This is a genomic window from Nocardioides panacisoli (genome assembly GCF_039537325.1).
Lineage (GTDB): Bacteria > Actinomycetota > Actinomycetes > Propionibacteriales > Nocardioidaceae > Nocardioides > Nocardioides panacisoli.
In genome coordinates this window covers 179,021-202,920 of record NZ_BAABAH010000004.1, presented here as the reverse complement: position 1 = coordinate 202,920, position 23,900 = coordinate 179,021, and the positions used below count along the sequence as shown (strand labels likewise).

The 23,900-nt window shown below is 73.4% G+C and carries 24 protein-coding genes; 14 read left to right on the top strand and 10 right to left on the bottom strand.

The window, feature by feature from the left end:
- The first annotated feature begins 3 nt into the window (after positions 1 to 3).
- The 4 genes from ABD709_RS08435 to ccsB are packed head-to-tail and all read left to right on the top strand — an operon-like array spanning position 4 to position 3,843.
- Complete coding sequence (locus ABD709_RS08435) at positions 4 to 462, top strand: TlpA disulfide reductase family protein (RefSeq protein ID WP_344774264.1); 459 nt, start codon at positions 4 to 6, stop codon at positions 460 to 462.
- The gene (locus ABD709_RS08430; RefSeq protein WP_344774262.1) at positions 459 to 1,223 is read left to right on the top strand and encodes a cytochrome c biogenesis CcdA family protein; all 765 of its coding nucleotides are present in this window, start codon (positions 459 to 461) and stop codon (positions 1,221 to 1,223) included. Before ABD709_RS08435 ends, ABD709_RS08430 begins: the two co-directional genes overlap by 4 nt.
- Positions 1,220 to 2,842 carry a cytochrome c biogenesis protein ResB gene (gene resB, locus ABD709_RS08425; RefSeq protein WP_344774260.1) on the top strand — a complete coding sequence of 541 codons (1,623 nt, stop codon included), beginning with the start codon at positions 1,220 to 1,222 and terminating at the stop codon, positions 2,840 to 2,842. The genes ABD709_RS08430 and resB overlap by 4 nt, the downstream gene beginning before the upstream one ends.
- Positions 2,839 to 3,843 carry a c-type cytochrome biogenesis protein CcsB gene (ccsB, locus tag ABD709_RS08420; protein ID WP_344774258.1) on the top strand — a complete coding sequence of 335 codons (1,005 nt, stop codon included), beginning with the start codon at positions 2,839 to 2,841 and terminating at the stop codon, positions 3,841 to 3,843. Before resB ends, ccsB begins: the two co-directional genes overlap by 4 nt.
- Here ccsB and ABD709_RS08415 read toward each other — a convergent pair.
- Together ABD709_RS08415 and ABD709_RS08410 are read right to left on the bottom strand one after the other, a co-directional pair.
- Positions 3,833 to 4,339: a DUF4189 domain-containing protein gene (locus ABD709_RS08415; RefSeq protein WP_344774256.1), complete on the bottom strand. Its 507-nt coding sequence runs from the start codon at positions 4,337 to 4,339 to the stop codon at positions 3,833 to 3,835. The genes ccsB and ABD709_RS08415 overlap by 11 nt on opposite strands.
- A gap of 78 nt (positions 4,340 to 4,417) precedes the next feature.
- Positions 4,418 to 4,630, bottom strand: a complete 213-nt coding sequence (locus ABD709_RS08410) for a hypothetical protein (RefSeq protein WP_344774254.1) — start codon at positions 4,628 to 4,630, stop codon at positions 4,418 to 4,420.
- A gap of 65 nt (positions 4,631 to 4,695) precedes the next feature.
- On the opposite strand from ABD709_RS08410, the gene ABD709_RS08405 reads away from it, so the two are divergent.
- Complete coding sequence (locus ABD709_RS08405; protein ID WP_344774252.1) at positions 4,696 to 4,956, top strand: DUF4229 domain-containing protein; 261 nt, start codon at positions 4,696 to 4,698, stop codon at positions 4,954 to 4,956.
- A gap of 44 nt (positions 4,957 to 5,000) precedes the next feature.
- Positions 5,001 to 6,008, top strand: coding sequence for an NHL repeat-containing protein (locus ABD709_RS08400; protein WP_344774250.1), 1,008 nt, complete (start codon positions 5,001 to 5,003; stop codon positions 6,006 to 6,008).
- Between the two features lie 21 nt (positions 6,009 to 6,029).
- On the opposite strand, the gene ABD709_RS08395 is transcribed toward ABD709_RS08400, so the two are convergent.
- From ABD709_RS08395 to ABD709_RS08375, 5 genes are all read right to left on the bottom strand, one after another.
- Positions 6,030 to 6,827, bottom strand: a complete 798-nt coding sequence (locus ABD709_RS08395; protein WP_344774248.1) for an HDOD domain-containing protein — start codon at positions 6,825 to 6,827, stop codon at positions 6,030 to 6,032.
- Positions 6,824 to 8,953 (bottom strand): putative bifunctional diguanylate cyclase/phosphodiesterase, encoded by a 2,130-nt coding sequence (locus ABD709_RS08390; RefSeq protein WP_344774246.1) that lies wholly within the window; start codon positions 8,951 to 8,953, stop codon positions 6,824 to 6,826. The genes ABD709_RS08395 and ABD709_RS08390 overlap by 4 nt, the downstream gene beginning before the upstream one ends.
- A 145-nt stretch (positions 8,954 to 9,098) precedes the next feature.
- Positions 9,099 to 9,974, bottom strand: a complete 876-nt coding sequence (locus ABD709_RS08385; RefSeq protein WP_344774244.1) for a 1,4-dihydroxy-2-naphthoate polyprenyltransferase — start codon at positions 9,972 to 9,974, stop codon at positions 9,099 to 9,101.
- A gap of 10 nt (positions 9,975 to 9,984) precedes the next feature.
- A complete protein-coding gene (locus ABD709_RS08380; RefSeq protein WP_344774242.1) occupies positions 9,985 to 11,244 on the bottom strand; it encodes an MFS transporter in 1,260 nt (419 codons plus the stop codon).
- A gap of 10 nt (positions 11,245 to 11,254) precedes the next feature.
- Positions 11,255 to 12,640, bottom strand: a complete 1,386-nt coding sequence (locus ABD709_RS08375; protein ID WP_344774240.1) for an MFS transporter — start codon at positions 12,638 to 12,640, stop codon at positions 11,255 to 11,257.
- Positions 12,641 to 12,714: 74 nt separating this feature from the next.
- Between ABD709_RS08375 and ABD709_RS08370 the strand changes: the two genes are divergently transcribed.
- The 4 genes from ABD709_RS08370 to ABD709_RS08355 are packed head-to-tail and all read left to right on the top strand — an operon-like array spanning position 12,715 to position 18,193.
- Positions 12,715 to 13,767 carry an AMP-binding protein gene (locus tag ABD709_RS08370; protein WP_344774238.1) on the top strand — a complete coding sequence of 351 codons (1,053 nt, stop codon included), beginning with the start codon at positions 12,715 to 12,717 and terminating at the stop codon, positions 13,765 to 13,767.
- Positions 13,764 to 14,717, top strand: a complete 954-nt coding sequence (locus ABD709_RS08365; RefSeq protein ID WP_344774236.1) for an o-succinylbenzoate synthase — start codon at positions 13,764 to 13,766, stop codon at positions 14,715 to 14,717. The genes ABD709_RS08370 and ABD709_RS08365 overlap by 4 nt, the downstream gene beginning before the upstream one ends.
- Positions 14,714 to 16,306 (top strand): 2-succinyl-5-enolpyruvyl-6-hydroxy-3-cyclohexene-1-carboxylic-acid synthase, encoded by a 1,593-nt coding sequence (gene menD, locus ABD709_RS08360; protein ID WP_344774234.1) that lies wholly within the window; start codon positions 14,714 to 14,716, stop codon positions 16,304 to 16,306. The genes ABD709_RS08365 and menD overlap by 4 nt, the downstream gene beginning before the upstream one ends.
- 27 nt (positions 16,307 to 16,333) lie before the next feature.
- Complete coding sequence (locus ABD709_RS08355) at positions 16,334 to 18,193, top strand: Na+/H+ antiporter (RefSeq protein WP_344774232.1); 1,860 nt, start codon at positions 16,334 to 16,336, stop codon at positions 18,191 to 18,193.
- On the opposite strand, the gene ABD709_RS08350 is transcribed toward ABD709_RS08355, so the two are convergent.
- Positions 18,183 to 19,028, bottom strand: a complete 846-nt coding sequence (locus ABD709_RS08350) for an NAD(P)H-binding protein (protein WP_344774230.1) — start codon at positions 19,026 to 19,028, stop codon at positions 18,183 to 18,185. The genes ABD709_RS08355 and ABD709_RS08350 overlap by 11 nt on opposite strands.
- Positions 19,029 to 19,093: 65 nt before the next feature.
- On the opposite strand from ABD709_RS08350, the gene ABD709_RS08345 reads away from it, so the two are divergent.
- Positions 19,094 to 19,747, top strand: a complete 654-nt coding sequence (locus ABD709_RS08345) for an MBL fold metallo-hydrolase (RefSeq protein ID WP_344774228.1) — start codon at positions 19,094 to 19,096, stop codon at positions 19,745 to 19,747.
- 22 nt (positions 19,748 to 19,769) lie between these two features.
- Here the strand turns inward: ABD709_RS08345 and ABD709_RS08340 are convergent, their stop codons facing one another.
- Positions 19,770 to 20,459 carry a demethylmenaquinone methyltransferase gene (locus ABD709_RS08340; RefSeq protein ID WP_344774226.1) on the bottom strand — a complete coding sequence of 230 codons (690 nt, stop codon included), beginning with the start codon at positions 20,457 to 20,459 and terminating at the stop codon, positions 19,770 to 19,772.
- A gap of 101 nt (positions 20,460 to 20,560) precedes the next feature.
- Between ABD709_RS08340 and ABD709_RS08335 the strand changes: the two genes are divergently transcribed.
- Positions 20,561 to 21,403 (top strand): L,D-transpeptidase family protein, encoded by an 843-nt coding sequence (locus ABD709_RS08335; protein ID WP_344774224.1) that lies wholly within the window; start codon positions 20,561 to 20,563, stop codon positions 21,401 to 21,403.
- Between the two features lie 3 nt (positions 21,404 to 21,406).
- Here ABD709_RS08335 and ABD709_RS08330 read toward each other — a convergent pair whose 3' ends face one another.
- A complete protein-coding gene (locus tag ABD709_RS08330) occupies positions 21,407 to 22,036 on the bottom strand; it encodes a hypothetical protein (RefSeq protein ID WP_344774222.1) in 630 nt (209 codons plus the stop codon).
- Positions 22,037 to 22,114: 78 nt separating this feature from the next.
- Here ABD709_RS08330 and ABD709_RS08325 point away from each other — a divergent pair, with 78 nt between their 5' ends.
- Together ABD709_RS08325 and ABD709_RS08320 are read left to right on the top strand one after the other, a co-directional pair.
- Complete coding sequence (locus ABD709_RS08325; RefSeq protein ID WP_425575072.1) at positions 22,115 to 23,389, top strand: isochorismate synthase; 1,275 nt, start codon at positions 22,115 to 22,117, stop codon at positions 23,387 to 23,389.
- Positions 23,390 to 23,537: 148 nt separating this feature from the next.
- Positions 23,538 to 23,894 (top strand): NADH-quinone oxidoreductase subunit A, encoded by a 357-nt coding sequence (locus ABD709_RS08320; RefSeq protein WP_344774220.1) that lies wholly within the window; start codon positions 23,538 to 23,540, stop codon positions 23,892 to 23,894.
- Positions 23,895 to 23,900: the final 6 nt, after the last annotated feature.

Sequence of the window (23,900 nt, the reverse complement as noted above, 5' to 3'; positions counted from 1 at the left end):
CAGGTGCTCCAGGTCGACCCCGGCGACCGCGGCGCGCCCGTGGACGTCAGCGGCACCACGATCCAGGGCACGTCGCTCGACCTGGCCGACCTGCGGGGCAAGGTCGTGGTGGTCAACGTCTGGTGGTCGGGCTGCGGGCCGTGCGTCAAGGAGATGCCGATGCTCGTGGACGCGGAGTCGGAGCTCGACCCGGAGCAGGTCGCGTTCGTCGGCATCGACATCCGCGAGACCTCGACCCACAACGGGGAGGCGTTCGAGCGGGACCGTGGCGTCGACTACCCGTCCCTCTTCGATCCCGGCAGCGAGACGCTGCTCGGGTTCGGTCACTACGCGCCGCGCTCGACGCCCGCCACCCTGGTCCTCGACCGGGAGGGCCGGGTCGCGGCCCTCATCAACGGCCCGGTCCCCTCGAAGACGACGCTGACCGACCTCGTCGGCGACATCGCCGGGGAGGGCGCGTGACCGACTGGTTCCAGGGGCAGGCGGCCGCCGGGTCGCTGCTCCTCGCCGTACCGGTCGCCCTGGTCGCGGGCCTGGTCTCCTTCTTCTCCCCGTGCGTGATCCCGCTGCTGCCCGGCTACCTCTCCTACGCGACCGGGCTCTCCGGCGCCGACCTCGCCTCGGGCGAGGCGAGCCGCCGGCGCGGCCGGATGATGGCGGGGTCGCTGCTGTTCGTCGCCGGCTTCGCGGTGGTGTTCGTGCTCGCCGGTACGGCGTTCGGCGGGCTCGCCGGAACCCTCCAGCGCTGGCAGGACACCATCTCGGTGGTGCTCGGCGCGATGCTGATCGTGCTCGGCCTGGTCTTCGCGGGCGTCGTCCCGTGGTTCCAGCGCGAGTGGCGGATCCACGCGGTCCCCGCGGTCGGGATCGGCGCGGCGCCGCTGATCGGGGCCCTGTTCGCGATCGGCTGGACGCCCTGCATCGGGCCGACGTTCGGGGTGATCCTCAACCTCACCTACGCCGACGGCGGCACCGCTGCGCGGGGCGGGCTGCTGGCGCTGGCCTACGCGCTCGGGCTCGGGATCCCGTTCGTGGTCGCCGCCGTCGCCTACGAGCACACCCTCGGCGCGCTGCGCTGGGTGCGCCGGCACCAGCTCCTGGTGATGCGCATCGGCGGGGCGCTCCTCGTCGTCATCGGCGTGCTGATGCTGACCGGCGGCTGGGAGCACCTGGTCCAGTGGGTCCAGCTGCGCCTCGTCAACGGCTTCCAGGTGGCCGTATGACCCAGGCGCCCGAACGGCGGTCCGGTGAGCTGACCGCCCGGGAGATGCTGCGCTGGACCTGGCGCCAGCTCACCTCGATGCGCACCGCGCTGGTGCTGCTGCTCCTGCTCGCGCTCGGCGCCGTCCCGGGGTCGATCATCCCCCAGTCCGGCGTCGACTCCCTGGCCGTGAGCCGGTGGAAGGACGCCCACCCGAGCCTGACGCCCGTCTACGAGAAGCTCGACCTGTTCTCGGTCTACGACTCGGTGTGGTTCTCCGCGATCTACCTGCTGCTCGTGCTCTCGCTGGTCGGCTGCATCGTGCCGCGGCTGTTCGTCTACGCGAAGGCGATGCGGGCGCTGCCGCCCGCGGCGCCCCGGAACCTGACCCGGCTCCCGGACAGTGCCGGCTACCGGACCGACGAGGACGCGGACGCCGTACTCGCGCGGGCGCGGGAGGTGCTCGCCAAGCGCTACCGGCTGCGTCCCGCCGCCGAGGGCGACGGGTTCGTCGCCGGAGAGCGCGGCCGGCTCCGCGAGGCGGGCAACCTGCTCTTCCACCTGTCGGTGCTGATCGTGCTCGCGGGCTTCGGCGTCGGTGCGCTCTACGGCTTCGAGGGCGGCGTCGTCATCATCCAGCAGTCCAAGCAGTGCCCCGACTGCGGGACGTTCTCCAACACGCTCTCGCAGTACGACGACTTCGACCCCGGCGGCCTGTTCACCCCCGACCAGCTCAACCCGTTCTCCTTCACGGTCCAGGACTTCGGAGTCGACTGGCTCAAGTCCGGCGACCGGGCCGGACAGGCGCGCGGCTTCGACGCGAAGATCGCCTACCGCCAGGGCACCGACGGCGCCGAGCAGCACTACGACCTGAAGGTCAACCACCCGCTGTCGATCGGGGACACCGACGTCTTCCTGATCGGCCACGGCTACGCACCCGTCCTCACCATCCGGGACGGCCACGGCGACGTCGCCTGGAGCGGGCCCACGGCGTTCCTGCCGCAGGACCAGAGCTTCCTGTCGTTCGGGGTGATCAAGGCCCGCACCGCGAAGCCCGGGGAGATCGGGCTGGAAGGCCTCTTCTACCCGACCTTCGAGGTGATCGACGGCAACCCGGTCACGGTCTTCCCCGAGGACCTCAAGCCGGCCCTGTCGATGCTCGTCTACACCGGCGACCTCGGCCTCGACGACGGCTCGGCGCAGTCGGTCTACGTCCTCGACAAGGACAACGCCACCCAGGTGATGAAGGCCGACGGCAGGCCGTTCCGGCTCGACATCGAGCCCGGCCAGACCGTCAAGCTCCCCGACGGGCTGGGCAGCGTGACCTTCGACGGCGTGCAGCCGTGGGTGCGGGTGCAGATCAGCCAGAGCCCCGGCAAGGACGTCGCCCTGGCCGGCGTCGTCCTGGCGCTGATCGGGCTGTGCGGGTCGCTCTTCGTCCGGCCGAGGCGGGTGTGGGTCAGGGCCCGGCCGGTCGACGACGAGGACGGGGTGGACACTGGGGGCCGGACGCTGGTCGAGGTCGCGGTCCTCGACCGGTCCGGGAACCACGAGGTGGACGAGGTCGTCCGCGACATCGTGGAGCAGCTGCAGGGGCAAGGTCAGGACAGCAGTCCGGAACACAGTCAGGAGCACGCATGAGCAACGCGGCGTGGGAGACGCTGAGCAACCAGGCCGTCGGCGCCGCCGGGATCGTCTACTTCCTGGCACTGCTGGCGCACCTGGCGGAGTGGGCGTCGCTGCGGCAGCCGAAGGGCACCGAGAAGAGGGTCGCCGTCGGCTCCGCCGGTCTCGCGGAGGTCGCGCCGGCACCGACGACCCGGGAGACCGAGCGTGCGGAGTTCCTCGGCCGGCTCGGGTTCCTGCTGACCGTGATCGCGGCCGTGGCGCACGCAGTGTCGCTCGTCGGCCGGGGCATGGCCGGCGACCCCAACCGGGTGCCCTGGGGCAACATGTACGAGTTCACGCTCACCGGCAGCTGCCTGGTGACCGTGATGTACCTGGTGCTCTACCGCCGGCTCCGGCTGAGCTGGATGGCGCCGCTGGTGCTCGGCTTCGTGCTCACCGTGCTGATGGCCGCGCGGCTCTGGCTCTACGAGCCGGTCGCTCCGCTGACCGAGGCCCTCAACTCCTACTGGCTGATGATCCACGTGACCGCCGCGATCATCGCGACCGGCGCGTTCACGCTCGGCGGCATCGCCTCCGCGGTCTACCTGGTCAAGATGCGCGCGCAGTCGCGACTGCCCGAGGGTGCCGAGCTCACGGGCTTCCTCGCCCGGGTGCCGACCCTCGACGGCCTGGACCGGGTCGCCTACCGCGTGCACGCCTTCGCGTTCCCGGTGTGGACCTTCGCCGTGCTCATCACCGGCCCGATCTGGGCGCACCAGGCCTGGTCGCGCTACTGGAACTGGGACCCCAAGGAGGTGTGGGCGTTCATCACCTGGGTGGTCTACGCCGGCTACCTCCACGCCCGCGCCACCGCCGGCTGGAAGGGCCGGAACGCCGCGCTGCTCGCCCTGCTGGGCGTCGCGACGCTGTGGTGGAACTTCATCGGCGTGAACTTCTTCGCCGGCAACAACAGCCAGCACAGCTACGCCGACCGGCCCCCGGCCGTGGTCGGCCCCTACGACGTCAGGGGTTGATCCAGGGGGCCGTGCCGACGACCGCGCGGCCGTAGCGACGGCTGGTGCACACCCAGGTCCAGATGTGGCGGTGTCCCGGCCCACGGACCTTGCGCAAGGCCTTGGACTTGGCGGCGCCCTGGTAGCGGGCGTACGCGGCGCCGTACTCCTGCAACGTGCCGTTGCGCACCCGGTACGCCGCCGCGGCGCACCCGTTGCGCGTCCAGATCAGCTTCTCGCAGTGCGGGCGGTAGCGCTGCGAGTGGTTCCTGCAGGCCTGCTGCGCCCGCGCGACCGCCCGGTGGCGCGTGGGCTGGTTGTAGCTGACGCCCCACTTGCCGTTCCACGGGTTGACCGAGATGGCGGCGTAGCAGCGTGGGATGCGGCAACCGAGCCGCGCGGCCGGTGAGCCGGCGTCGGCAGCAGGCGCGGCCTGGGCCGGCGGGGCGGCCTCGAGCGCGGTCGCGACGAGCAGGAGCAGCAGGGCCGCGCGGACGACGGCCAGGACTAGGCGCATGGATCTCTCCCCGAGCTGGATGGTGTCGGCGGCATCGTGCCCCGGCCGGCACCGGTTCCAAACCGGGTCGCTACGTCGTCAGGGTGCGTCCTGGTCGGGCGGGTTGCGCCGCCGCTTGCGATCGATGTCGCGCAGGAACTCCTCGTCGTCGTCGGGAGCGACCGGGCGGGTCGGCGGCGTCGGCCTCGCGGCGCGCCGCGGCGGAGGGGGTGCGGCGCGTTCCTGCAGCCGTCGGGTGACGAAGTAGGTCACCGCCGCGAAGATCGCGACCACCAGCAGGAACTTCAGCACTCCTCCAGAGTAGGACCCTCCCGGTCACCCGCAGGTCAAGAATCGGAAACACCTAGTCTTGAGGCGTGAAGGAGTTCTGGATCTACACCGCGCTGCGGGTCGCGCTGTTCGTCGGCGCGTTCTGCATCGTGTTCGGCGTCTGGTACGCCATCACGCAGGACGTCCCGGTGCTGTGGGCTGTGGTGATCGCGTTCCTGGTCAGCGGCGTCGGCTCCTACGTCCTGCTGCAGCAGCCGCGGGACGCGTTCGCGGCCAAGGTCGAGGGTCGCGCGTCGCGCATCTCGGAGAAGTTCGAGGCCACCAAGGCCAAGGAGGACGAGGACTGACCGTCGCGGCTCCCGCGGCGGCCGGCTGAGCAGGAAGCGAGCCCATGGGTGCCGGACGGATCGTCGGGACGGGTTGCGCCGCGGTCCTGCTCGCCAGCGCGGCGGCCGGGTGCTCCGGTTCGGACAACGGCGACGCCGGCGGACCGGCCAGCAGCCCCGCCGCGTCCCGGCCGGCGACCATCGAGCCGGCGGCGTGGCGGCTCGGCACGACCACGACCGAGAACCCCGACGGCCTCGCGGCCATCGACCACGCGGTGTTCGTGAAGACCGACGACGGTCGCGTGGTCCGCATCGACCCCGCGACCGGTCGGGTGACGGCCGAGGCGGACCTCGACACCGCGAAGGACCCGGGGAGCTACTGCCAGGGCATCGGCAGCGACGGCGACACCCTGTGGGCGTGCTCGGCCGGGGACTCCACCACCGACGTCGTACGGCTCGACCCCAGGACGCTGGCCGTCACGGCCAGGCTCCCCGTGGACAAGCTCTTCGACCAGTACGCGCTTCCCGTGGTCGGTGGAACGGTGTGGGTGCTGGGTGGCGACGGGAGTCGCCTGGTGGGCGTCGACACCGCGACGGGCCGGTCGAGGACCTCCAGGCTCCCCTACCGCTGCTTCCAGCTCGCTGCGACGAAGGAGGCGGTCTACGCCACCTGTCTCGTCGACGAGGAGGTGATCGCGGTCGACCCGAGGACCCGCAAGGTCGTCGCCAGCGCGCAGGTCGACGGCCCCACGAACGTGGCGACCGGCGACGGGACGGTGTGGGTCAGCGGCAGCCGAGGACTGAGCCGGTTCGACGACACGCTCGCGTCGCCGACGCTCTTCGAGGGACCGTCGGCCGGACAGGAGGGAGACCTGCTGATGACCGGGTCCGCGGTCTGGGTGCGCAACCCGGACGACTTCCTGCTGCGCATCGACCCGGCGACGGGTGCCGTCACCGCCCGTTACGCCATGCACCCGGCGGTCAGTGGCGGGAGCGCCCTGATCGCCTACGGCTCCCTGTGGACGTCGGCCTACGACGACGCCACGGTCTACCAGGTCGATCCCGAGCCGTGAGGCGCACCGCGGCGGAATTGCTCAGAGGCCCATCGCACTGCGCAGCGTCTCGACGTCGTCCTTGATCGCGGCCAGCTTGGCCGAGGCCTGGGCGTCGGTGACCTTGCCCTGCGACAACCGCTCCAGCGGCGTGCGGCGGTGCCGCGTGTACAGCGACCGCGCGGTGAGCTCGTACGCCGTGCGCAGCAGCGCGCCCTGGTCGCCCGACCGGACCTCGCGCAGGGCGTCGACCATCTCGGTGGGGAAGCTCCACTGGTGGAGGGCCTCGGCGGTCAGCTGGGTCGAGCAGATGCCGTAGCGCCGCGCCTCCTCCTCGAACCGCCTCATCCCGAAGTCGGTGCGCGACATCAGCTCGACGTACCCCTCCGGATCGGCCTGGTGGAGCAGGGCGGCGCCGAGCTGGGCGAGCAGGCCGAGGCACATCGCGTCCGCGGTCCGCTCGTCGAACTGCGGGCCGAGCGCGCCGCACGCGGCCGCGAGGTGCACCGAGGTCTTCCAGAAGCCGTCCGGCACGGTCTGGGCCTCGTCGGTGCCGGAGAGCGCCACCGTGGCCACCGACCGCACGGTGTTGAAGCCGACGACGGCGACCGCGAACTGGAGGCTGCGGACCCTGCCGGAGAGGCCGAAGTACGCCGAGTTGGCCAGCTTCATCACCTTCGCCGCCAAGGTGATGTCGGCACCGAGGATCGCGGCGAGCTGGCTCGCCCCGCAGTTCTCGTTGTTGCTGGTCGCGACGATCTGCGCGGCCACCGGTCGCTGTGACGACATCTGGTCGAGGGTGTCGAGTACGGCGTCCAGGTCGAGCTCGATCACGGTCATGCTGTGCCTCCGTTCGCGGCGGGGTAGCCCGAGAGGCACCAGTCGACGAAGCCGGTCTCGTCGAGGGGCTGGCTGATTCCGAAGCCCTGCAGCAGCGAGCAGCCCATCCGCTCGAGCATCTGGCGCTGGGTCCCGGTCTCGACGCCCTCGGCGACGACGCCGAGGTCGAGGTTGTGCGCGAGGCTGATCACGGCCTTGGCGACCGCGGTGTGCCCGTCCTGCAGCTCGGCCACGAAGGACCGGTCGACCTTGAGGTAGTTGACGGGCAGCTGCCGCAGGTAGGCGAGGGAGGAGTACCCGGTCCCGAAGTCGTCGATCGCGACCAGCACCCCGTGGTCCCGCAGCTGCCCCAGGACCATCGCCGCGGTGTCGGGGTCCTTCATCAGGGCGGACTCGGTGATCTCGAGGCACAGCTGGTCCGGCCGGAGCCCGAACCGGCGCAGCGTGCGCTTGACGGTCTGCACCAGCCGCGGGTCGCTCATCTGGAGCACCGACAGGTTGACGTTCACGCGCGGCGGGGCGATCGGGCCGAGCTCCCGCTGCCAGTCCGCCAGGGCCGCGCAGGCCGTCTCCAGCACCACCCGGCCGAGGTCGTGGACCAGCCCGTGCTCCTCGGCCAGCCGGACGAAGACGTCCGCCGGCACGGTGCCGCGCTCAGGGTGCCGCCAGCGCGCCAGGGCCTCGACCGACGCCAGCTCCGGGCTCGCGTCCGCACCCCGGTAGGCCACGATCGGCTGGTAGCAGAGCGTGATGTGGTCGTCCTCGATGGCCTGCCGCAGGTCAGCGACCAGGGTGAGGGTGTCGTAGACGGCGCTGCGCGCCCCGGCGTCGAGGACCATGATCCGGCCCTTGCCGCGGGCCTTCGCCTGGTACATCGCGATGTCGCAGTCGCGGATCAGGTCGTCGGCGGACTGGTGCTCCGGACCCCGGAGCACCACGCCGATCGAAGCCCTCGGGTGGATCTCCACCCCGCCCAGCACGACGGCCTCGTTGAGGACGCGCAGGATCCGGTCGGCCACCTCGAGCGCCGCGTCCAGCGAACCCGTTCCGCACGCGACGACGAACTCGTCCCCTCCGAAGCGGGCGACCAGGTCGCCCGGGCGCACCGAGCCGGTGAGGCGGTGGGCGACCTCGACCAGGAGCGCGTCACCGGCCTTGTGGCCGAGGCTGTCGTTGACGAGCTTGAAGTTGTCGAGGTCGAGGAACATGCAGGCCAGGCCGGCGTCGGTGTCCGCCATCACCGCGGTGATGTGCTCCCACAGCCTCGTGCGGCGGGGCAGGCCGGTCAGGGCGTCGTGGGTGGCCTGGAAGTTGAGCTGCTCCTCGAACGCCCGTCGCTCGGTGATGTCCTCCAGGGTCGCGACGAAACCGTCGCCGACGCCGGGCGTGTGCAGCGGCGTGAAGCGCATGTCGGTGTAGTGGACCCGACGGTGGCTGTCCAGGAACCGGGCCTGCATCTCCCGCTCCTGGCCCGCGAGCACGGCGACGACCGTCTCGGAGATCGCCTCGAGGTCGTCGAGGTGGGCGTAGGACATCCAGCCGGTGCCGACCAGCTTGTCCGCGGTGACGCCGAGGAGCGAGCACAGGGCGTCGTTGACGTGCCCGAGCCGCATGCCCTGCTCCGACATCATGGTCGGAACCGGGGACCGTTCGGCCAGCATCCGGAACCGGTGCTCGTGGGCGGCGGCGGACGCGCGGAGCGCGATCTCGCGCTCGGAGTGGGCCGGGTGCACCTGCAGGGTCCACAGCCGCCCGCCCGGCGCCGGGACCGCGTGGGCACGGCACGCGACCGTCTCGCCGACGGCGGTGCGCAGGGTGACCGACGTCGTCGTCAGTCGCTCGCGACGGAACACGGCGGCCGCCGAGACGCCCATCGGCCAGGTGAGGAAGTCGGCCAGGAGCTCGCCGTCGAGGTCGGAGCGGGCGCGGCCGAGCAGCTCGGAGGCCCGCGGGTTGCTCCACCGGATCACGGCCTCGTCGGCGTCGCCGACCTCGGCGACGAGCACCGCCACCTCGGGGTCGGCCGCGACGGCCTGGAACACCGCGGTGACGACCTGACCGGTCTGCCGGGGCAGGCGGGGGATGTCGGCGTCCCCCACCGGTGAGGCGGCGCTGGCGGCGGTCATGCGGTCCTCGCTCCCGTGGGTGGTCAGCGGGTGCCCCGTACCCGCCGGGCCGGGCGTCAGGTGTTGCGCGGCCCCTTGTTGCGCCACCTATCGGCAGGCCGCGGGTCGACGTGAGCCGCGGACCGGCCGCTCTCCGGACCGGTCGTCAGGCTGCGATCAGCAGTCCCGCCGCGGCGCCGAGCGCCCAGGCCAGCTCGGCGAGCCCGGTGCCCTGGAGGACCGGGATCAGGCCGGGGCCGGTCGCGCCGCCGAGCACGGTGCGCAGCGCCGGGACCGCCGGCAGGGCGAAGACCAGCCCGAGCAGCGCCCACCACGTGGTCAGGGCGGCCAGAACGACGAGGGCGACCACGGCGACGAGCACCAGGGCGGCGTACCAGGTCCGGGTGCCGCGGTCCCCGAGCCGGACCGCCAGCGTCATCTTCCCGGCGACCCGGTCGGTCGGGATGTCGCGCAGGTTGTTCGCCACGAGGATCGCGCAGGCCAGGGCGCCGATCCCGACGGCCGCGGCGAGCGCCGCGCCCGACCAGGCTTCCGTCTGCACGTAGGTCGTGCCCAGCACGGCGACCAGGCCGAAGAAGACGAAGACCATCACCTCGCCGAGGCCGAGGTAGCCGTACGGCTTGGACCCGCCCGTGTAGAACCAGGCCGCGAGCACGCTGACCAGGCCGACCGCGACCAGCCACCACGCCGTCGTCGCGGCGAGCACGAGCCCGGCGATTCCGGCGACCCCGAAGGCCAGGAACGCCGCCCGCTTGACCGCGGCCGGCGTCGCGACGCCGGAGCCGACCAGCCGCAGCGGCCCGACCCGCTCGGCGTCGGTCCCGCGGATGCCGTCGGAGTAGTCGTTCGCGTAGTTGACCGCGACCTGCAGCGCCAGGCTCACGACGAGCGCCAGCAGCGCCTTCCACCAGACGGCGGCGTCGTCGTAGGCCGCGACGCCGGTGCCGGCGAGGACCGGGGAGACCGCGGCGGGGAGGGTCCGCGGACGTGCGCCGGCGAGCCACTGGGACGGAGTTGCCACGACCGGTGATTCAAGCAGGCTGCCGGATGCCGGCTCGCTCCAGGTGCCGCTCTGCCGCCCGGGCGGCGGGGTGCAGGCCGACCGCGGCGGCCACGACGATCGCGGCGATGGTCACCCAGCCCAGGGTGCCGACCTCCATCGCCAGGAAGGTGTACGCCGCCGGCGCCCACACCGAGCCCAGGGTGTAGCCGAGCTGCGACACGCCCTGGTACTCGCCGCGGCGGGCCGGGTCGGAGAGCTCCGCCTGCAATCCCCACTCGCCCGCGGAGTTGTAGAGCTCGGCGCCGGTGACCGTGACGTGACCGAGCCAGACCAGCGCGATCGTGACCCACCCGACGGTGTCGTGCGTGACGAGCACGATCCCGCAGGACAGCACGAAGAAGAACGCGCCGCGGCGCTGGGCGCGCAGCGAGTCGGAGACGGTGGTGATGCCGCGGGCCGCGGCGACCTGGAGGAAGACCGCCATCAGGGTGTTGGTGCCGAACAGCCAGGCCAGCAGGACCCGCGGGGCGTCGGTCTCCTCGACCAGCCAGAGCGGGATCACCACGTTGAGCAGCACCTGGTGGGTGGCGAGCACGCCGCCGAGGACCGACGCCGCGACGTAGCCGCGGTTGCGCAGGGCGCTGCCGCCGTCGCCGGCGGCCTCGACCGCGGCCTCCAGCGGCGCCTCGGTGTCCCCCTGGTGCGCGGCCCTCGGCAGCCGGGCGACCAGGGCCGCGTTGAGCAGCAGCAGGCCGGCCGTCACCAGCGGGACCGCACGGATGACGGCGTTGCTGTTGGTCGCCAGTGCGATGCCGGCGAGCAGTGCGCCGAGGGTGTAGCCGACGTTGCGGGCGGCGCGGAAGTAGGCGTTGGACGAGACCCGCTGCTCGCGGGGGAAGACGTCGAACCGGTAGGCGTTGCGGGCCGAACGGCTGGTGGTCGAGACGACCTCGAGCCCGATGGCGACGGCGATGTAGGCCGCCATCCCGCCGGCCAGCGGCCAGAGCAGGTAGGTCAGCGCCTCGAGGAGCGAGGTGAGCGCCCAGACCCGCTTGGCGCCGAAGCGGTCGCTCAGCTTCCCGAGGGGTACGGCGACCAGGAACGTCACCACGCCGGAGATGGTCAGGCCGAGGCCGACCTGCGCGGCGGTCAGCCCGACGATCTGGGTGAAGAACACCGCGCTGCCGGTGAGGAAGACCCCGTCGCCGAACGCCGACAGCACCGACTGCTCGGACAGGCGGCGGACCAACGGGGTCGGGCCCAGCAGCCGGAGCAGGTATCTCGACATCAAGACAAGGTTACGCGTCGGAGGCCGCGTCGGCGGCCTCGACCACGGGTGCCGGCGAGACGGGTGCGCCCGGCGCGCGGGACACCTCCTGCCCGACGGGCGGCTCGGGTGTGACGCGCTCGGCGAGCAGCTGCGGGAAGTGCTCGTCGCGGAACCGCTCGGCGAGCCGGACCGACGGCCCCATGCCGAGGGTCGCGGCCGCGATGATGGCGGCGATCACGAGCCACCCCAACCCGCCCTCGACGTTCAGGGCGAGCGCGGTGAACAGCCACGGCGCCCACTGCGAGCCGAGCGCGCGGCTGACCTCGCCGACGCCCTGGTACTCGCCGCGGCGGTCGGGGTCCATCAGCTCGGCCTCGAAGGCCCAGGTGGCGCCGCTGATCGCCAGCTCCGCACCGGTGACCGTCACGTGGCCGAGCCAGACCAGCAGGATCGTGATCAGGCCGACGGTCGAGTGCGTGACCATCGTGATCAGGCACGACCCGACGAAGAAGACGGTCGAGTAGCGGACGTAGCGCATCGCGTCCTTGAGGTCGTGCACGCCGCGGGAGGTGTAGGCCGGCAGGAAGATGCAGAGCACGGTGTTGGTGCCGAACAGCCACGCCAGCAGCACGTGCGGGGCGTCGGTCGCCTCGACCAGCCAGAGCGGGATGACGACGTTGAGCAGCACCTGGTTGGTCCACATCACGCCGGTGAAGAAGGTGACGAGCAACCAGCCGCGGTTGGCGACCGGGCCGGGCCCGGTCGGCCGCGCCCGCCGCGCGCCGCTGGCGACCGCGAGGTCGTGCGGCGCGTCGGGCAGCCGGGTGACCCAGAAGGAGTTGGCCAGCATCAGCCCGGCGGCGAAGAACGGCGTCCAGCGCAGCACGGTCAGGCTGCCGGTGGCCAGCGCGATGCCGCCGATCGCCGCGCCGGCGGTGAAGCCGAGGTTGAGCCAGGAGTACATGTAGGCGCGCACCTCGACCCGCTGGTCGGCCGGCAGCACGTCGAGGACGTAGGCGCCGTGGCTGGCGCCGCCGATCGAGCCGAACGCGGCGAACGCGATGCCGACGGCGACGTACTGGCCGAAGCCGTCGACGAACGGCAGGACGCAGAAGCACGCCGCCCGGCCCACCGTGCTGCTCGACCACATCCGCTTCGGGCCGAGCCGGTCCACGATCCGGCCGGCGGGGTAGGCGAAGAGGAACTCCGCGATGCCGACGATGGTCAGGGCGAGCCCGACGCGGGCGGCGGTCATGCCGACGACCTGGGTCAGGAAGACCGCGCTGCCGGTGTTGAACGCGCCCTCACCGGTCGAGAACAGCATCGACTGCGTCGCGAGGCTGCGCGACAGCGGCGTGGGCGGGATCAGGCGGCGCAGGAAGCCGCGACTCTCTCCCGAGAGGGTCGTGCTCATCGCGGACAATCTTGGCCGAGACCGCCGACAGTGGCGACGGGTTTTCCGCTCCTGCCGAGCACTAGGGTCGACGGGTGGATTCGTGGAGCCCGGCGGAGGACCCGGCCGAGGTGGTCGAGCAGGTCCGGCGGTGGCTGGCGGGGCCCGAGGACGTCCGCCTGGTCGTGCGGACGTCGGGCTCGACCGGCGCTCCGAAGCGGGTCGTCCTCACCCGCGCGGCCGTGCTCGCCTCGGTCGCCGCGTCGGCGGCCCGGCTCGGCGGAACGGGGCCCTGGGCGCTCGCACTGCCGGCGTCGTACGTCGCCGGCGTGCAGGTGCTCGTGCGCTCGCTGGTCGCCGGTCACGAGCCGGTGCTGGTCGACGCCGACGGCTGGCCCGCGGGCGAGGGCTGGTTCACGTCGCTGGTGCCGACCCAGCTCGCGCGGATGGGCGCCGACCCCGCCGGGCTGGAGACCCTGCGGCGCGCGCGGACCGTCCTGCTCGGTGGGGGTCCGATCGACCCGCGCGTCCGCGAGCGCGCCGAGGCGGCGGGCGTCCGGGTGGTGGCGACGTACGGCGCCGCGGAGACCGCGGGCGGCTGCGTCTACGACGGCCTCCCGCTGGACGGCGTCGCCGTCGCGCTGGGGACCTCGGGCCGGATCAGGCTGGCCGGCCCGACCCTGTTCGAGAGGTACGACGACGACCCCGCGCTGACCGCGGAGGTGCTGGTGGACGGGTGGTACCTGACCTCGGACGCCGGCCGGCTCGACGAGGACGGCCGGCTGGTCGTCCTCGGGCGGGTCGACGACGTCGTCGTGACCGGCGGGCTCAACGTCCCCGCACCCGCCGTCGCCGCCCGGCTGCGCGAGCACCCCGCCGTCGCGGAGGCCGAGGTGCTCGGCGTACCCGACGAGGAGTGGGGCCACCGGGTCGTCGCCTTCGTCGTCCCCGGTCGAACCGTGGGTTCGAGCACGTCGAACCCTCACTTCGAGCACGTCGAGCCGTCGGTTTCGCTCGCCGAGCTGCGCGACTGGGTGGCGGCCGAGCGTCCTCGGGCCTGGGCGCCGCGACAGCTGGTCGTGCTGGCGGAGATCCCGCTGCTGCCGAACGGCAAGCCGGACCGCCAGGCGCTGCGGGGGCTCGCATGATCACAGTCGTGTCCATCCCGATGCGGACCCGCTTCCGCGGGATCACCGTCCGCGAGGCGGCGCTGGTCGAGGGCGCCGCGGGGTGGGGGGAGTGGAGCCCGTTCCTGGAGTACGAGCCCGAGGTCGCCGAGCCGTGGCTGCGGTGCGCCGAGGAGGCCGCCGCCGGGGGCTGGCCGGAGCCGCTGCGGGACCGGGTGCCGGTGAACGTGACGGTCCCGGCGGTCGGCCCCGCGCAGGCGCACGAGATCGTCGCGGTCTCGGGCTGCCGGACGGCGAAGGTCAAGGTCGCCGAGCCCGGTCAGGCCGCCGGCGAGGACGAGGCGCGGCTGGAGGCCGTGCGCGACGCCCTCGGGCCGGATGGCCGGGTGCGGGTCGACGCGAACGGCGCGTGGCCGGTCGACGAGGCCGTCGCCGCGATCGGGCGGCTGGACCGCGCCGCCGGCGGGCTGGAGTACGTCGAGCAGCCCTGCGCGGCCGTCGAGGACCTCGCGGCGGTCCGGCGCCGGGTCGGCGTCCCGATCGCGGCCGACGAGTCGATCCGCCGCGCCGCGGACCCCTACCGGGTGCGCGACCTGGAGGCCGCCGACATCGCCGTGCTGAAGGTGCAGCCCCTCGGCGGGGTGCGGGCGTGCCTGCGGATCGCCGAGGACATCGGGCTGCCGGTCGTTGTGTCGTCCGCGCTCGAGACGTCGGTCGGCATCGCGGCCGGGGTGGCGCTGGCGGCCGCGCTGCCCGAGCTGCCCTACGCCTGCGGGCTGGCGACCGTCGCGCTGCTGACCGACGACGTCGTGGGCCGGTCGTTGCTTCCCGACGACGGGTCGCTGCCGGTCGTGCGGCCGACCGTCGACGTCGCGGCGGTCGCGCGGCTGGCCGCGCCGCGGGAGCGGGTCGCGCACTGGCAGGACCGGCTGGACGCCGTACGCGCCGTGCGTGAGAGCCTGCGACCGTGAGTGGGGTCGAGCTCGGAGCCGTCGTCGTCGAACGGCTGCTCGCGGCGGGCGTCGAGGAGATCGTCGTCGCCCCCGGCTCCCGCAACGCGCCGTTGGCGATGGCCGCCTGGGCCGCCGCCAACGCCGGTCGGGTGCGGCTGCACACCCGGATCGACGAGCGCTCGGCGGGCTTCCTCGCCCTCGGCCTGACGAAGGTCGGCGCGCGCGCCGCCGTCGTCTGCACGTCCGGCACGGCCGTCGCCAACCTGCACCCCGCCGTCCTGGAGGCCGCCCACAGCGCCGTCCCGGTGGTCGTGGTCACCGCCGACCGCCCCGCCCGGCTCCGCGAGACCGGTGCCAACCAGACGACCGACCAGGTCGGCATCTTCGGCCGGCTCGTCACGACGTACGACGTCGCCGCCCCGGGCGACCTCGACGCCCTGCCGTGGGACGGCGTTGCGCCGCTGCACGTGAACGTCCAGCTGGACGTGCCGTTGGTGGGGGTCGCGGCCGAATCATCACGGTATGCAGGTGAGTCGCCGCTTCCCGTGCGGAGCTCACCGGGGGAAGCGCCCACTCGCCCGCATACCGTGATGATTCGCCCAGGTCCCCGCACGGTCGTCGTCGCGGGCGACGACGCCGGCCCGCCGTCGCGGGTGCTCGCGGAGCGCTCCGGCTGGCCGCTGCTCGCCGAGCCGTCGAGCGGCGCGCGGACGGGGGAGAACGCGATCCGCACCTACCGGCTGCTGCTCAACGGGCCACTGGGCGCGGAGATCGAGCGCGTGGTCGTCCTCGGCCGCCCGACCCTGTCGCGGCCGGTCACCCGGCTGCTGGAGAACCCGGACGTGGAGGTGCTGGTCGTGCCCGGCGCCGGCGCATGGCCGGTCCGGCCGCCGGGAGCGACCGTGCTCGACGGCGTCCCTGACCCCCAGCCGGACGGGACGGACTGGCTCGAGCGCTGGAAGTACGCCGACCGCGAGCTCGGGCGCGCGGTCGACCGGCTGCTGGCGGGGGAGGAGCGGCTGACGCCGTACGCCGTCGCGGGTGCGGTCGCCGCGGCGCTCCCGCCGGAGGGGCTGCTCGTGGTGGGGGCGTCGAGCCCGGTCCGGGACCTCGACGTCATGCACCGGCCGACCACCGTCGGGGAGCGCCGCAAGATCGTGGCGAACCGCGGCCTGGCCGGCATCGACGGGACCATCAGCACCTCGATCGGCACGGCCCTGGGCCGGCCGCGGTCCTCGCGGGTGCTGGCGCTGATGGGGGACGTGACCTTCCTGCACGACCAGTCCTCGCTGGTCCTCGGTCCCGACGAGCCCCGTCCCGACCTGACGATCGTCGTCGTCAACGACGACGGCGGCGCGATCTTCTCGATGCTCGAGCAGGGCGCACCGGACTACGCCGCGTCCTACGAGCGGCTCTTCGGCACCCCGCACGGGGTCGACCTCGCCGCGCTCTGCGCGGCGACCCGGACCCCGCACCTGCGCGTCACCTCCCGGCCGGAGCTCGAGCAGGCGCTCGCCAACCCGAACGGGGGCATCGAGGTCGTGGAGGCGGTCGTGTCCCGCACGGACCGCCGCGATCTCGACGCTCGGATGCGCGCGCTCGTCTGATTCGGTGCGCTCGGGGAGAATCCCGGCATGGACATCGCGATGCTGCTCGTCGCCATCGCGGTCACGGTCCTCACCGTCACGGCGCTGGCCGGCCGGGTCGGGTTCCCGGCGCCGATCCTGCTGATCGTCGTCGGGTGGGCCGCGTCGTACGTCGCCTGGGTGCCGGACGTGCACCTCGAGCCGGAGATCGTGCTGCTCGGCTTCCTGCCGCCGCTGCTCTACGCCGCGTCCCTGCAGACCTCGCTGATCGACTTCAACGCCAACCGGCGCCCGATCCTGCTGCTCTCGGTCTGGCTCGTCGTCGTCACGACCGTCGGCGTCGCCGTCGTCGTGCACTGGTTGGTCCCGTCGGTCGGCTGGCCGGCGGCGTTCGCGATCGGTGCCGTGGTCGCGCCGCCCGACGCGATCGCCGCGACGGCGATCGGCCGCCGGGTCGGGATGCCGCGCCGTGTCGTGACGATCCTCGAGGGCGAGTCGCTGCTGAACGACGCGACCGCCCTGGTCGCACTGCGTACGGCGATCGGCGCCGCGGCCGTCGGCATCCAGGCCGTCGACGTGGGCCGCGACTTCGTCGTCGCCGCAGGCGGCGGCGTCGCGGTCGGCTTCGTCGTCTTCTTCGTGATCGCGAAGATCCGCCGGCACCTGACCGACCCGCTGCTCGACACCGGCGTCTCCCTGGCGATCCCGTTCGTGGCCTACATCGCGGCGGAGGAGATCAACGCCTCGGGCGTGATCGCCGTCGTCGTCTGCGGTGTCCTGCTCGGCCACAAGGCGCCGATCCTGCAGACCGCGCAGGCCCGGATCGCCGAGCAGATGAACTGGCGGACGATCGCGTTCGTCCTCGAGAACACCGTGTTCCTGCTGATCGGCCTGCAGGCGCAGTGGTTGATCGACGACGTGCGCGGCAGCACCCTCGGCGGCGGGACGATCGTCGCGGTCTGCCTCGCGACCCTCGTGACGGTGATCCTGCTGCGGATCGTGTGGGTCTTCCTCGCCCGCTACCTCCTCATCCGCCCCACGCCCGACCCCGACACCGGCATGCTCCCGGACTGGCGCTACTCGTTCCTCCTGGCCTGGGCGGGCATGCGCGGCGTGGTCACGCTGGCGGCCGCGTTCGTGATCCCCGAAGGCGTCACGCACCGCGAGGTGCTGCTGATGGTCGCGTTCACCGTGGTCGCCGGCACGCTGCTCGGCCAGGGCCTCACGCTGGGCTGGGTCGCGCGCCGGCTCGGCGTGCCCGCACCCGACCCGGTCGACGACGCCCTCGCCCGCGCGACCGTGCTCCAGCAGGCCGCGAAGGCGGGCTTCAAGCGGCTGGACCAGCTCGAGTACGACGATCCCTACGACGTGAAGTCGATGATCATGCAGCGCGTCGAGCAGCGGACCTTCGCCGCGTGGGAGCGCCTCGGCACGACCTCCGACGACGAGGCGCCGAGCGACCTCTACTCGCGGCTGCGCGGCGAGATGATCGACGCCGAGCGCCGGCGGGTGCTGGAGATCCGGTCGGCAGGGCATGTCCCGTCGGAGGTCGTCCGCGAGGTGCTCGCCCGGCTGGACGTCGAGGAGTCGATGCTCGAGGCCGCCGAGTCGCGGGTCGCGGAGCTGCGGCCGGCTGTCGCGCGACGGGTCGCCGCGGGCTGCGAGCACCTCGCGTCGACCCCGCTCATCGACCCGCCCGAGGAGCTCGTCTGCCCGGCCTGCGTCGAGGCCGACGTCCGCTGGGTGGCGCTGCGGATGTGCCTGTCCTGCGGGCACGTCGGCTGCTGCGACTCCTCACCCCTGCGGCACGCCACCGCCCACTTCCGGGAGAGCGGTCACGTCGTGATGCGCTCGGTCGAGCCGGGCGAGGACTGGCGCTGGTGCTTCGTGCACCACGTCACCGGCTGAGGGCGCCGAGAGCCTGCTCGAGGGTGCGGGCGGGGTGGCCGGTGAGGCGCTCGACGTCGGTCGTGACGTCGGCGACCGAGCCCTCGGCGATGGCCGTGTAGGTGCTCACCCAGGCGTCGAGCTGCCAGTCGGCGGCGCCCGGGTAGGCCGCGCGCCGCGACGCGTAGGCCTCCTCCACTGTCTCCTCCTCGTAGCGCAGGGACCGCCCCAGGACCGCGCCGGCCCGGGCCGCGGCCTCCTCGAGCGTCAGCGCCTCCGGCCCGGTGAGCAGGTAGGTCGCAGCGGCGTGCGCCTCCGGCGCAGTGAGTACGGCGACCGCCGCGTCGGCGACGTCGGCCCGGGCGACGGCCGCGACCCTGCCGGTCCCTGCCGGGCCACGGATCACGCCCATCGGGTCGGCGAACTCCGGCAGCACGTCGGCGTAGAAGCTGTCCCGCAGCAGCGTGTAGCCCAGGCCGGTCCGCTCGGCGGCCGCGCGGATCGCCTGCTCGGCGTCCCAGTGGTCGCGGCCGAGGGTGAAGGTCGCGTCCGGGGCCGCGCCTGCGAACGAGGTGTAGACGAGGTGCCGCACGCCCGCGTCGGCGGCGGCCTCGATCATCGTGCGGTGCTCCTCGCGGCGGGTGGCCGACTCGGCCGCCGAGACCAGCAGCAGGGTCTTCGCCCCGGCCAGCGCGGCGTCCGCGGCCGCGCGGTCGCCGTACGAGGCCGCCCGTACCTCGCAGCCGAGGTCCGGGGCGCGGGACGCGTCGCGGACCACGAGCACCGGGTCGAGGTGGGCGAGCTGGCGTGCGACCCGGCCGCCGATGGCGCCGGTCGCTCCGGTGATGGCGAGCACGATGACCACAACGACGGGGCGGACGCGGGGATTCCGCCGCGTGGTTCGTGGCTACCGTGGGCACCATGCGACTCACGAAGCTCGGACACTCCTGCGTTCGCATCGAGCACGCCGGCACGACCCTCGTCCTCGATCCCGGCGTGTTCACCCAGGAGGACGCCGCCGACGGCGCCGACGCCGTCCTCGTCACGCACGAGCACCCGGACCACGTCGACCCCGAGCGGCTGCGCCGTACGGACGCACCGGTCTTCACCATCGAGGGCGTCGCGGCCCGGCTCCGCGAGGAGGCCCCCGACGTCGCCGAGCGGGTGACCGTGGTCAGCCCGGAGGAGTCCTGGACGATCGGCGGCTCGATCGACGTCCGCGCGGTCGGCGAGCTGCACGCGGTCATCCACCCGGAGCTGCCGCGGATCACCAACAGCGGCTACCTGCTGGCGTTCCGCGACGGCGACGCCGCGACCGCGGTCTTCCACCCCGGCGACGCGCTCACCGGGCCCGAGGTGCCCGTCGACATCCTCCTCGCGCCGGTGTGCGCGCCGTGGATGAAGGCCTCCGAGGGCATCGACTTCGCCCGCGAGGTCGGTGCGCCGCGCACCCTCGCGATCCACGACCGGATCTACAGCGACGCCGGGCTCGGCGTCGTCGACGCCCACTTCGGCCGCTTCCTCGGCGAGGCCGGCCTGGACTACACCCGGCTCCCCGACGGCGCCGACCTCTGACCCGCGCGGCAGGCGCAGGAGGTCAGGCGGTCGCGCGGTGCAGCGCGACGATGCCGCCGGACAGGTTCAGCCACTCCGGCTGCCGCCAGCCGGCGTCGGCGATCATCGCGGCCAGCCCGGCCTGGTCCGGCCAGGCACGGATCGACTCGGCGAGGTAGACGTAGGCGTCCGGTGAGGACGACACCGCGCGGGCGACGGCCGGCAGGGCGCGCATGAGGTACTCGACGTAGACGGTCCGCCACGGCGACCACGTGGGATGGCTGAACTCGCAGACGACGAGCCGGCCGCCGGGCTTGGTCACCCGGCGCATCTCCGCGAGACCGGGCAGCGGGTCGACGATGTTGCGCAGGCCGAAGGAGATCGTCACCGCGTCGAACGTCCCGTCCCGGAACGGCAGCCGGGTGCCGTCGCCGGCGGTGAACGGCAGGTCCGGCAGCTGCTGCTTCCCGACCTGGAGCATCCCGAGCGAGAAGTCGCAGGGCACGACGGTCGCGCCCGCGTCCGCGAACGGCTGGCTCGAGGTGCCGGTGCCGGCGGCGAGGTCGAGCACCGTGTCGCCGTACGACGGGTCGACCGCGTCGAGCACGACCTTGCGCCAGCGCCGGTCCTGCCCGAAGGACAGCACGTCGTTGGTCACGTCGTAGCGCCGGGCGACGGCGTCGAACATGCGACGTACGTCGGCCGGCTTCTTGTCGAGCGCTGCGCGGGCCACGACCCGCACCCTATGCCGCGCGACACCCGCCGCCCGACCGGCCCCGGCTGCAACCAAACCGCGGCGGCGAGCGTCACCATGAGTACCGAAGGGAGCCCGCCATGAAGCTGTCGCGCCTCGCGGTCGTCGCCGCCACCGCGGCGCTCGGCCTCGGCCTCGTCCACCCCGCTCCGGCGGGCGCACGTCCCGTCGAGCCCGACTCGACCCAGTCGGCCGGGGACCGGTCCGGCTCGACGGCCGAGCACCGGGCCGACCACCGTGCCGACCACCGGGCCGACCACGGTGCCGACCACGCGCTGGAGCCCGGTCCGGCCCTGCTCTCACCGGGCGACCAGGGCGACGAGGTGCGCGACCTGCAGGCCCGGCTCGCGCAGATCGACTGGTTCGACGCGGGGGTGACCGGCTACTACGGCGACGTGACCGAGGCGGCCGTGCGCGGCTTCCAGGGCAAGCGCGGCTTCCCGGTCACCGGCGAGGTCGACCAGCGCACCCTCGACCGGCTGCACCAGATGACCACGCAGCCGACCGCGGAGGAGCTCGCCGGCACGGTCTCGACCAACACGCCCGGCGCGCTCGACCCGCGCTGCCGGACCGGCCGGGTGCTCTGCGTCGACAAGACCAGCCGGACGCTGCGCTGGGTCGTCGACGGCAAGGTGCTGAAGACGGTCGACGTGCGGTTCGGCGCGACGTACACCCCGACCCGCGAGGGCGAGTTCCACGTCTACTTCAAGGACGCCGACCACGTCTCGCACCTCTACGGCAGCTCGATGCCCTATGCGATGTTCTTCTCCGGCGGCCAGGCCGTGCACTACTCCTCCGACTTCGCGACCGTCGGCTACAACGGCGCGTCGCACGGGTGCGTGAACGTCCGCGACCTCGCTGCGGTCAGGTGGCTCTACGGGCAGGTCCGCGTCGGCGACGCGGTCGTCGTCTACTGGTCCTAGGGCTCAGGACCTGTCGAGCGCGATCGACTCGTCGAGCGCCTGCACGGTCTGCTCGGCGGAGATCCCGCCGACGCCGTAGCCGTTGAACGCCCGGCCGTCGACCTCGGTCTGGCACTGGACCTGCACCGGCGCGCCCTTGGTCGGGTCGGGGGCCTTGCCGCCGTCGGCGGCCGGCTGCGCCGCGAACAGCTCCGAGCACGGCACCCCGTCCACCTGCCGGGTCCGGACCACGAAGCCCTGCGACTCGGTGATCTGCCGGGGGCTCGGCGGGCCGTTCTGCAGGAAGAGGCCGCCACCCGCGTCGGAGACGGTGATGCTGAACTGCACCTGGCCGTCCGGGCTGACGTACCGCGCGACGGCCGTGTCGGCCCCGAACACGTGGCTGAGCGTGCTCGCGCCGTACTTCTCGATCTCGTCGCCGACGGACTGGTTCACCTTGGCGATGCGCACCAGCCGGTTGCCCAGCAGCGACTCCGGCAGCACGTCGGCGACGGCCGGCCGGTCCGCGCTGGTCGACGTCGCGGCCGCCTCGTCGCCGGTCAGGTGCGGGAGGCCGACCGTGAACGCGACGACGCCGCCGAGGACGACGACGCCGCTGATGGTCCCGACGACGGACGAGCGCTTGATGGGCATTGCGCCATGATGCCGGGGGTCCCGGGCGGCGCGGAGGCCGGGTCCGAGTGCCAGACGGCGGTGGGTAGGCTCGTTCGGGTGACCACCGGTGCGCCCTCCAGCGATCCCGCGGGCGCAGCGGCACCCCTCGTGGCCCGGACGACCGAGGTCGCCGCCTCCACCGTCGAAGCGCTCGTCGACCTGCTGCCCGCTGCCGACCCGGTCGCCTGGCTCCGGCACGGCGACGGCATCGTCGGGTGGGGCCGCGCCGCCGAGGTCCGCACGGCCGGCGCCGGCCGGTTCGCCGAGGCCGACGCGCGGTGGACCGAGATGGTCGGCCACGCCGTCGTGCGCGACAAGGTCCGGCTCCCCGGCACCGGCCTGGTCTGCTTCGGCAGCTTCGCGTTCGCCGACGACCCGGGCGACTCGGTCCTGGTCGTCCCCGAGGTCGTCGTGGGCCGCCGCGAGGACCGCGCCTGGGTCACCACCATCACCTCCGGCGGGCTCGACCACACCGAGCACCGCCTGCTCGCGGCCGACCCGCCGCCCGAGCCCGTCGACCTGGTCGTCGCCGAGGGCGCGCTGAGCCCCGACGAGTGGGCCGCCGTCGTCGGCGACGCGGTGGCCCGGATCTCCGCGGGCGACCTCGAGAAGGTCGTCCTGGCCCGCGACCTGGTCGCCACCACGGGCGAGCCGCTCGACGTGCGCTGGCCGCTGCGCCGGCTCGCGTCGTCCTACCCCTCCTGCTGGACCTTCCACGTGGACGGCCTGTTCGGCGCCACGCCGGAGATGCTCGTACGCCGCGAGCGCGGCCTGGTCACGTCCCGGGTGCTCGCCGGAACCATCCGCCGCACCGGCGACGACCAGCACGACCTCGCGCTCGCCGCGACGCTCGCGCGGTCGTCGAAGGACCTCGAGGAGCACGAGTACGCCGTGCGGTCGGTGGCGGACGCGCTCGCCCCGCACTGCTCGTCGATGAACGTGCCCGAGTCGCCGTTCGTCCTCCACCTCCCCAACGTGATGCACCTGGCGACCGACGTCGCGGGCGTCGTGCACGACGCCGCGGCCGTCTCCTCCCTCGAGCTCGCCGCCGCGCTGCACCCCTCCGCCGCGGTCGGCGGCACCCCGACCGCCGAGGCCGTGGTGCTCATCGCGGAGATCGAGGGCATGGACCGCGGCCGCTACGCCGGCCCGGTCGGCTGGATGGACGCGACCGGCGACGGCGAGTGGGGCATCGCGCTCCGCTCGGCCGAGGTCGACGGTGCCACCGTGCGGCTGTTCGCCGGGTGCGGCATCGTCGCCGGCTCGGACCCGGCCGACGAGCTCGCCGAGGCGCGGGCGAAGTTCGTGCCGGTGCTCGACGCGCTCCGCTGAGCCCGCCGCACCCCTCCCGTCGCTGCCGAAGTTGCCCACCCCCTTGCCGGGGGTCCCTGCTCCGGTGGCAGTATGTGTGCGGCGCCACTAGTGATTCTGTTCACAAAGGCACGATCGGGGCGCCCGGGACGCCTCAGGGAGGACTGCGATGGAGCTCTACACGCCGGTGCTCGTCCTCGTCGCGCTGGCCACGCTGTTCGCGGTCGGCTCGGTCGCGATGAGCTCCCTGGTCGGGCCGAAGCGCTACAACCGCGCGAAGCTCGACTCCTACGAGTGCGGCATCGAGCCGACGCCGCACGCGATCGGCGGCCGCTTCCCGGTGAAGTACTACATCACCGCGATGCTCTTCATCGTCTTCGACATCGAGATCATCTTCCTCTACCCCTGGGCGGTCTACTTCGACTCCATGGGCGCCTTCGGGCTGGTCGAGATGGTGCTCTTCATCGCCACCGTGTTCGTCGCCTACGTCTACGTGTGGCGCCGCGGCGGGCTCGACTGGGACTGACCCGGA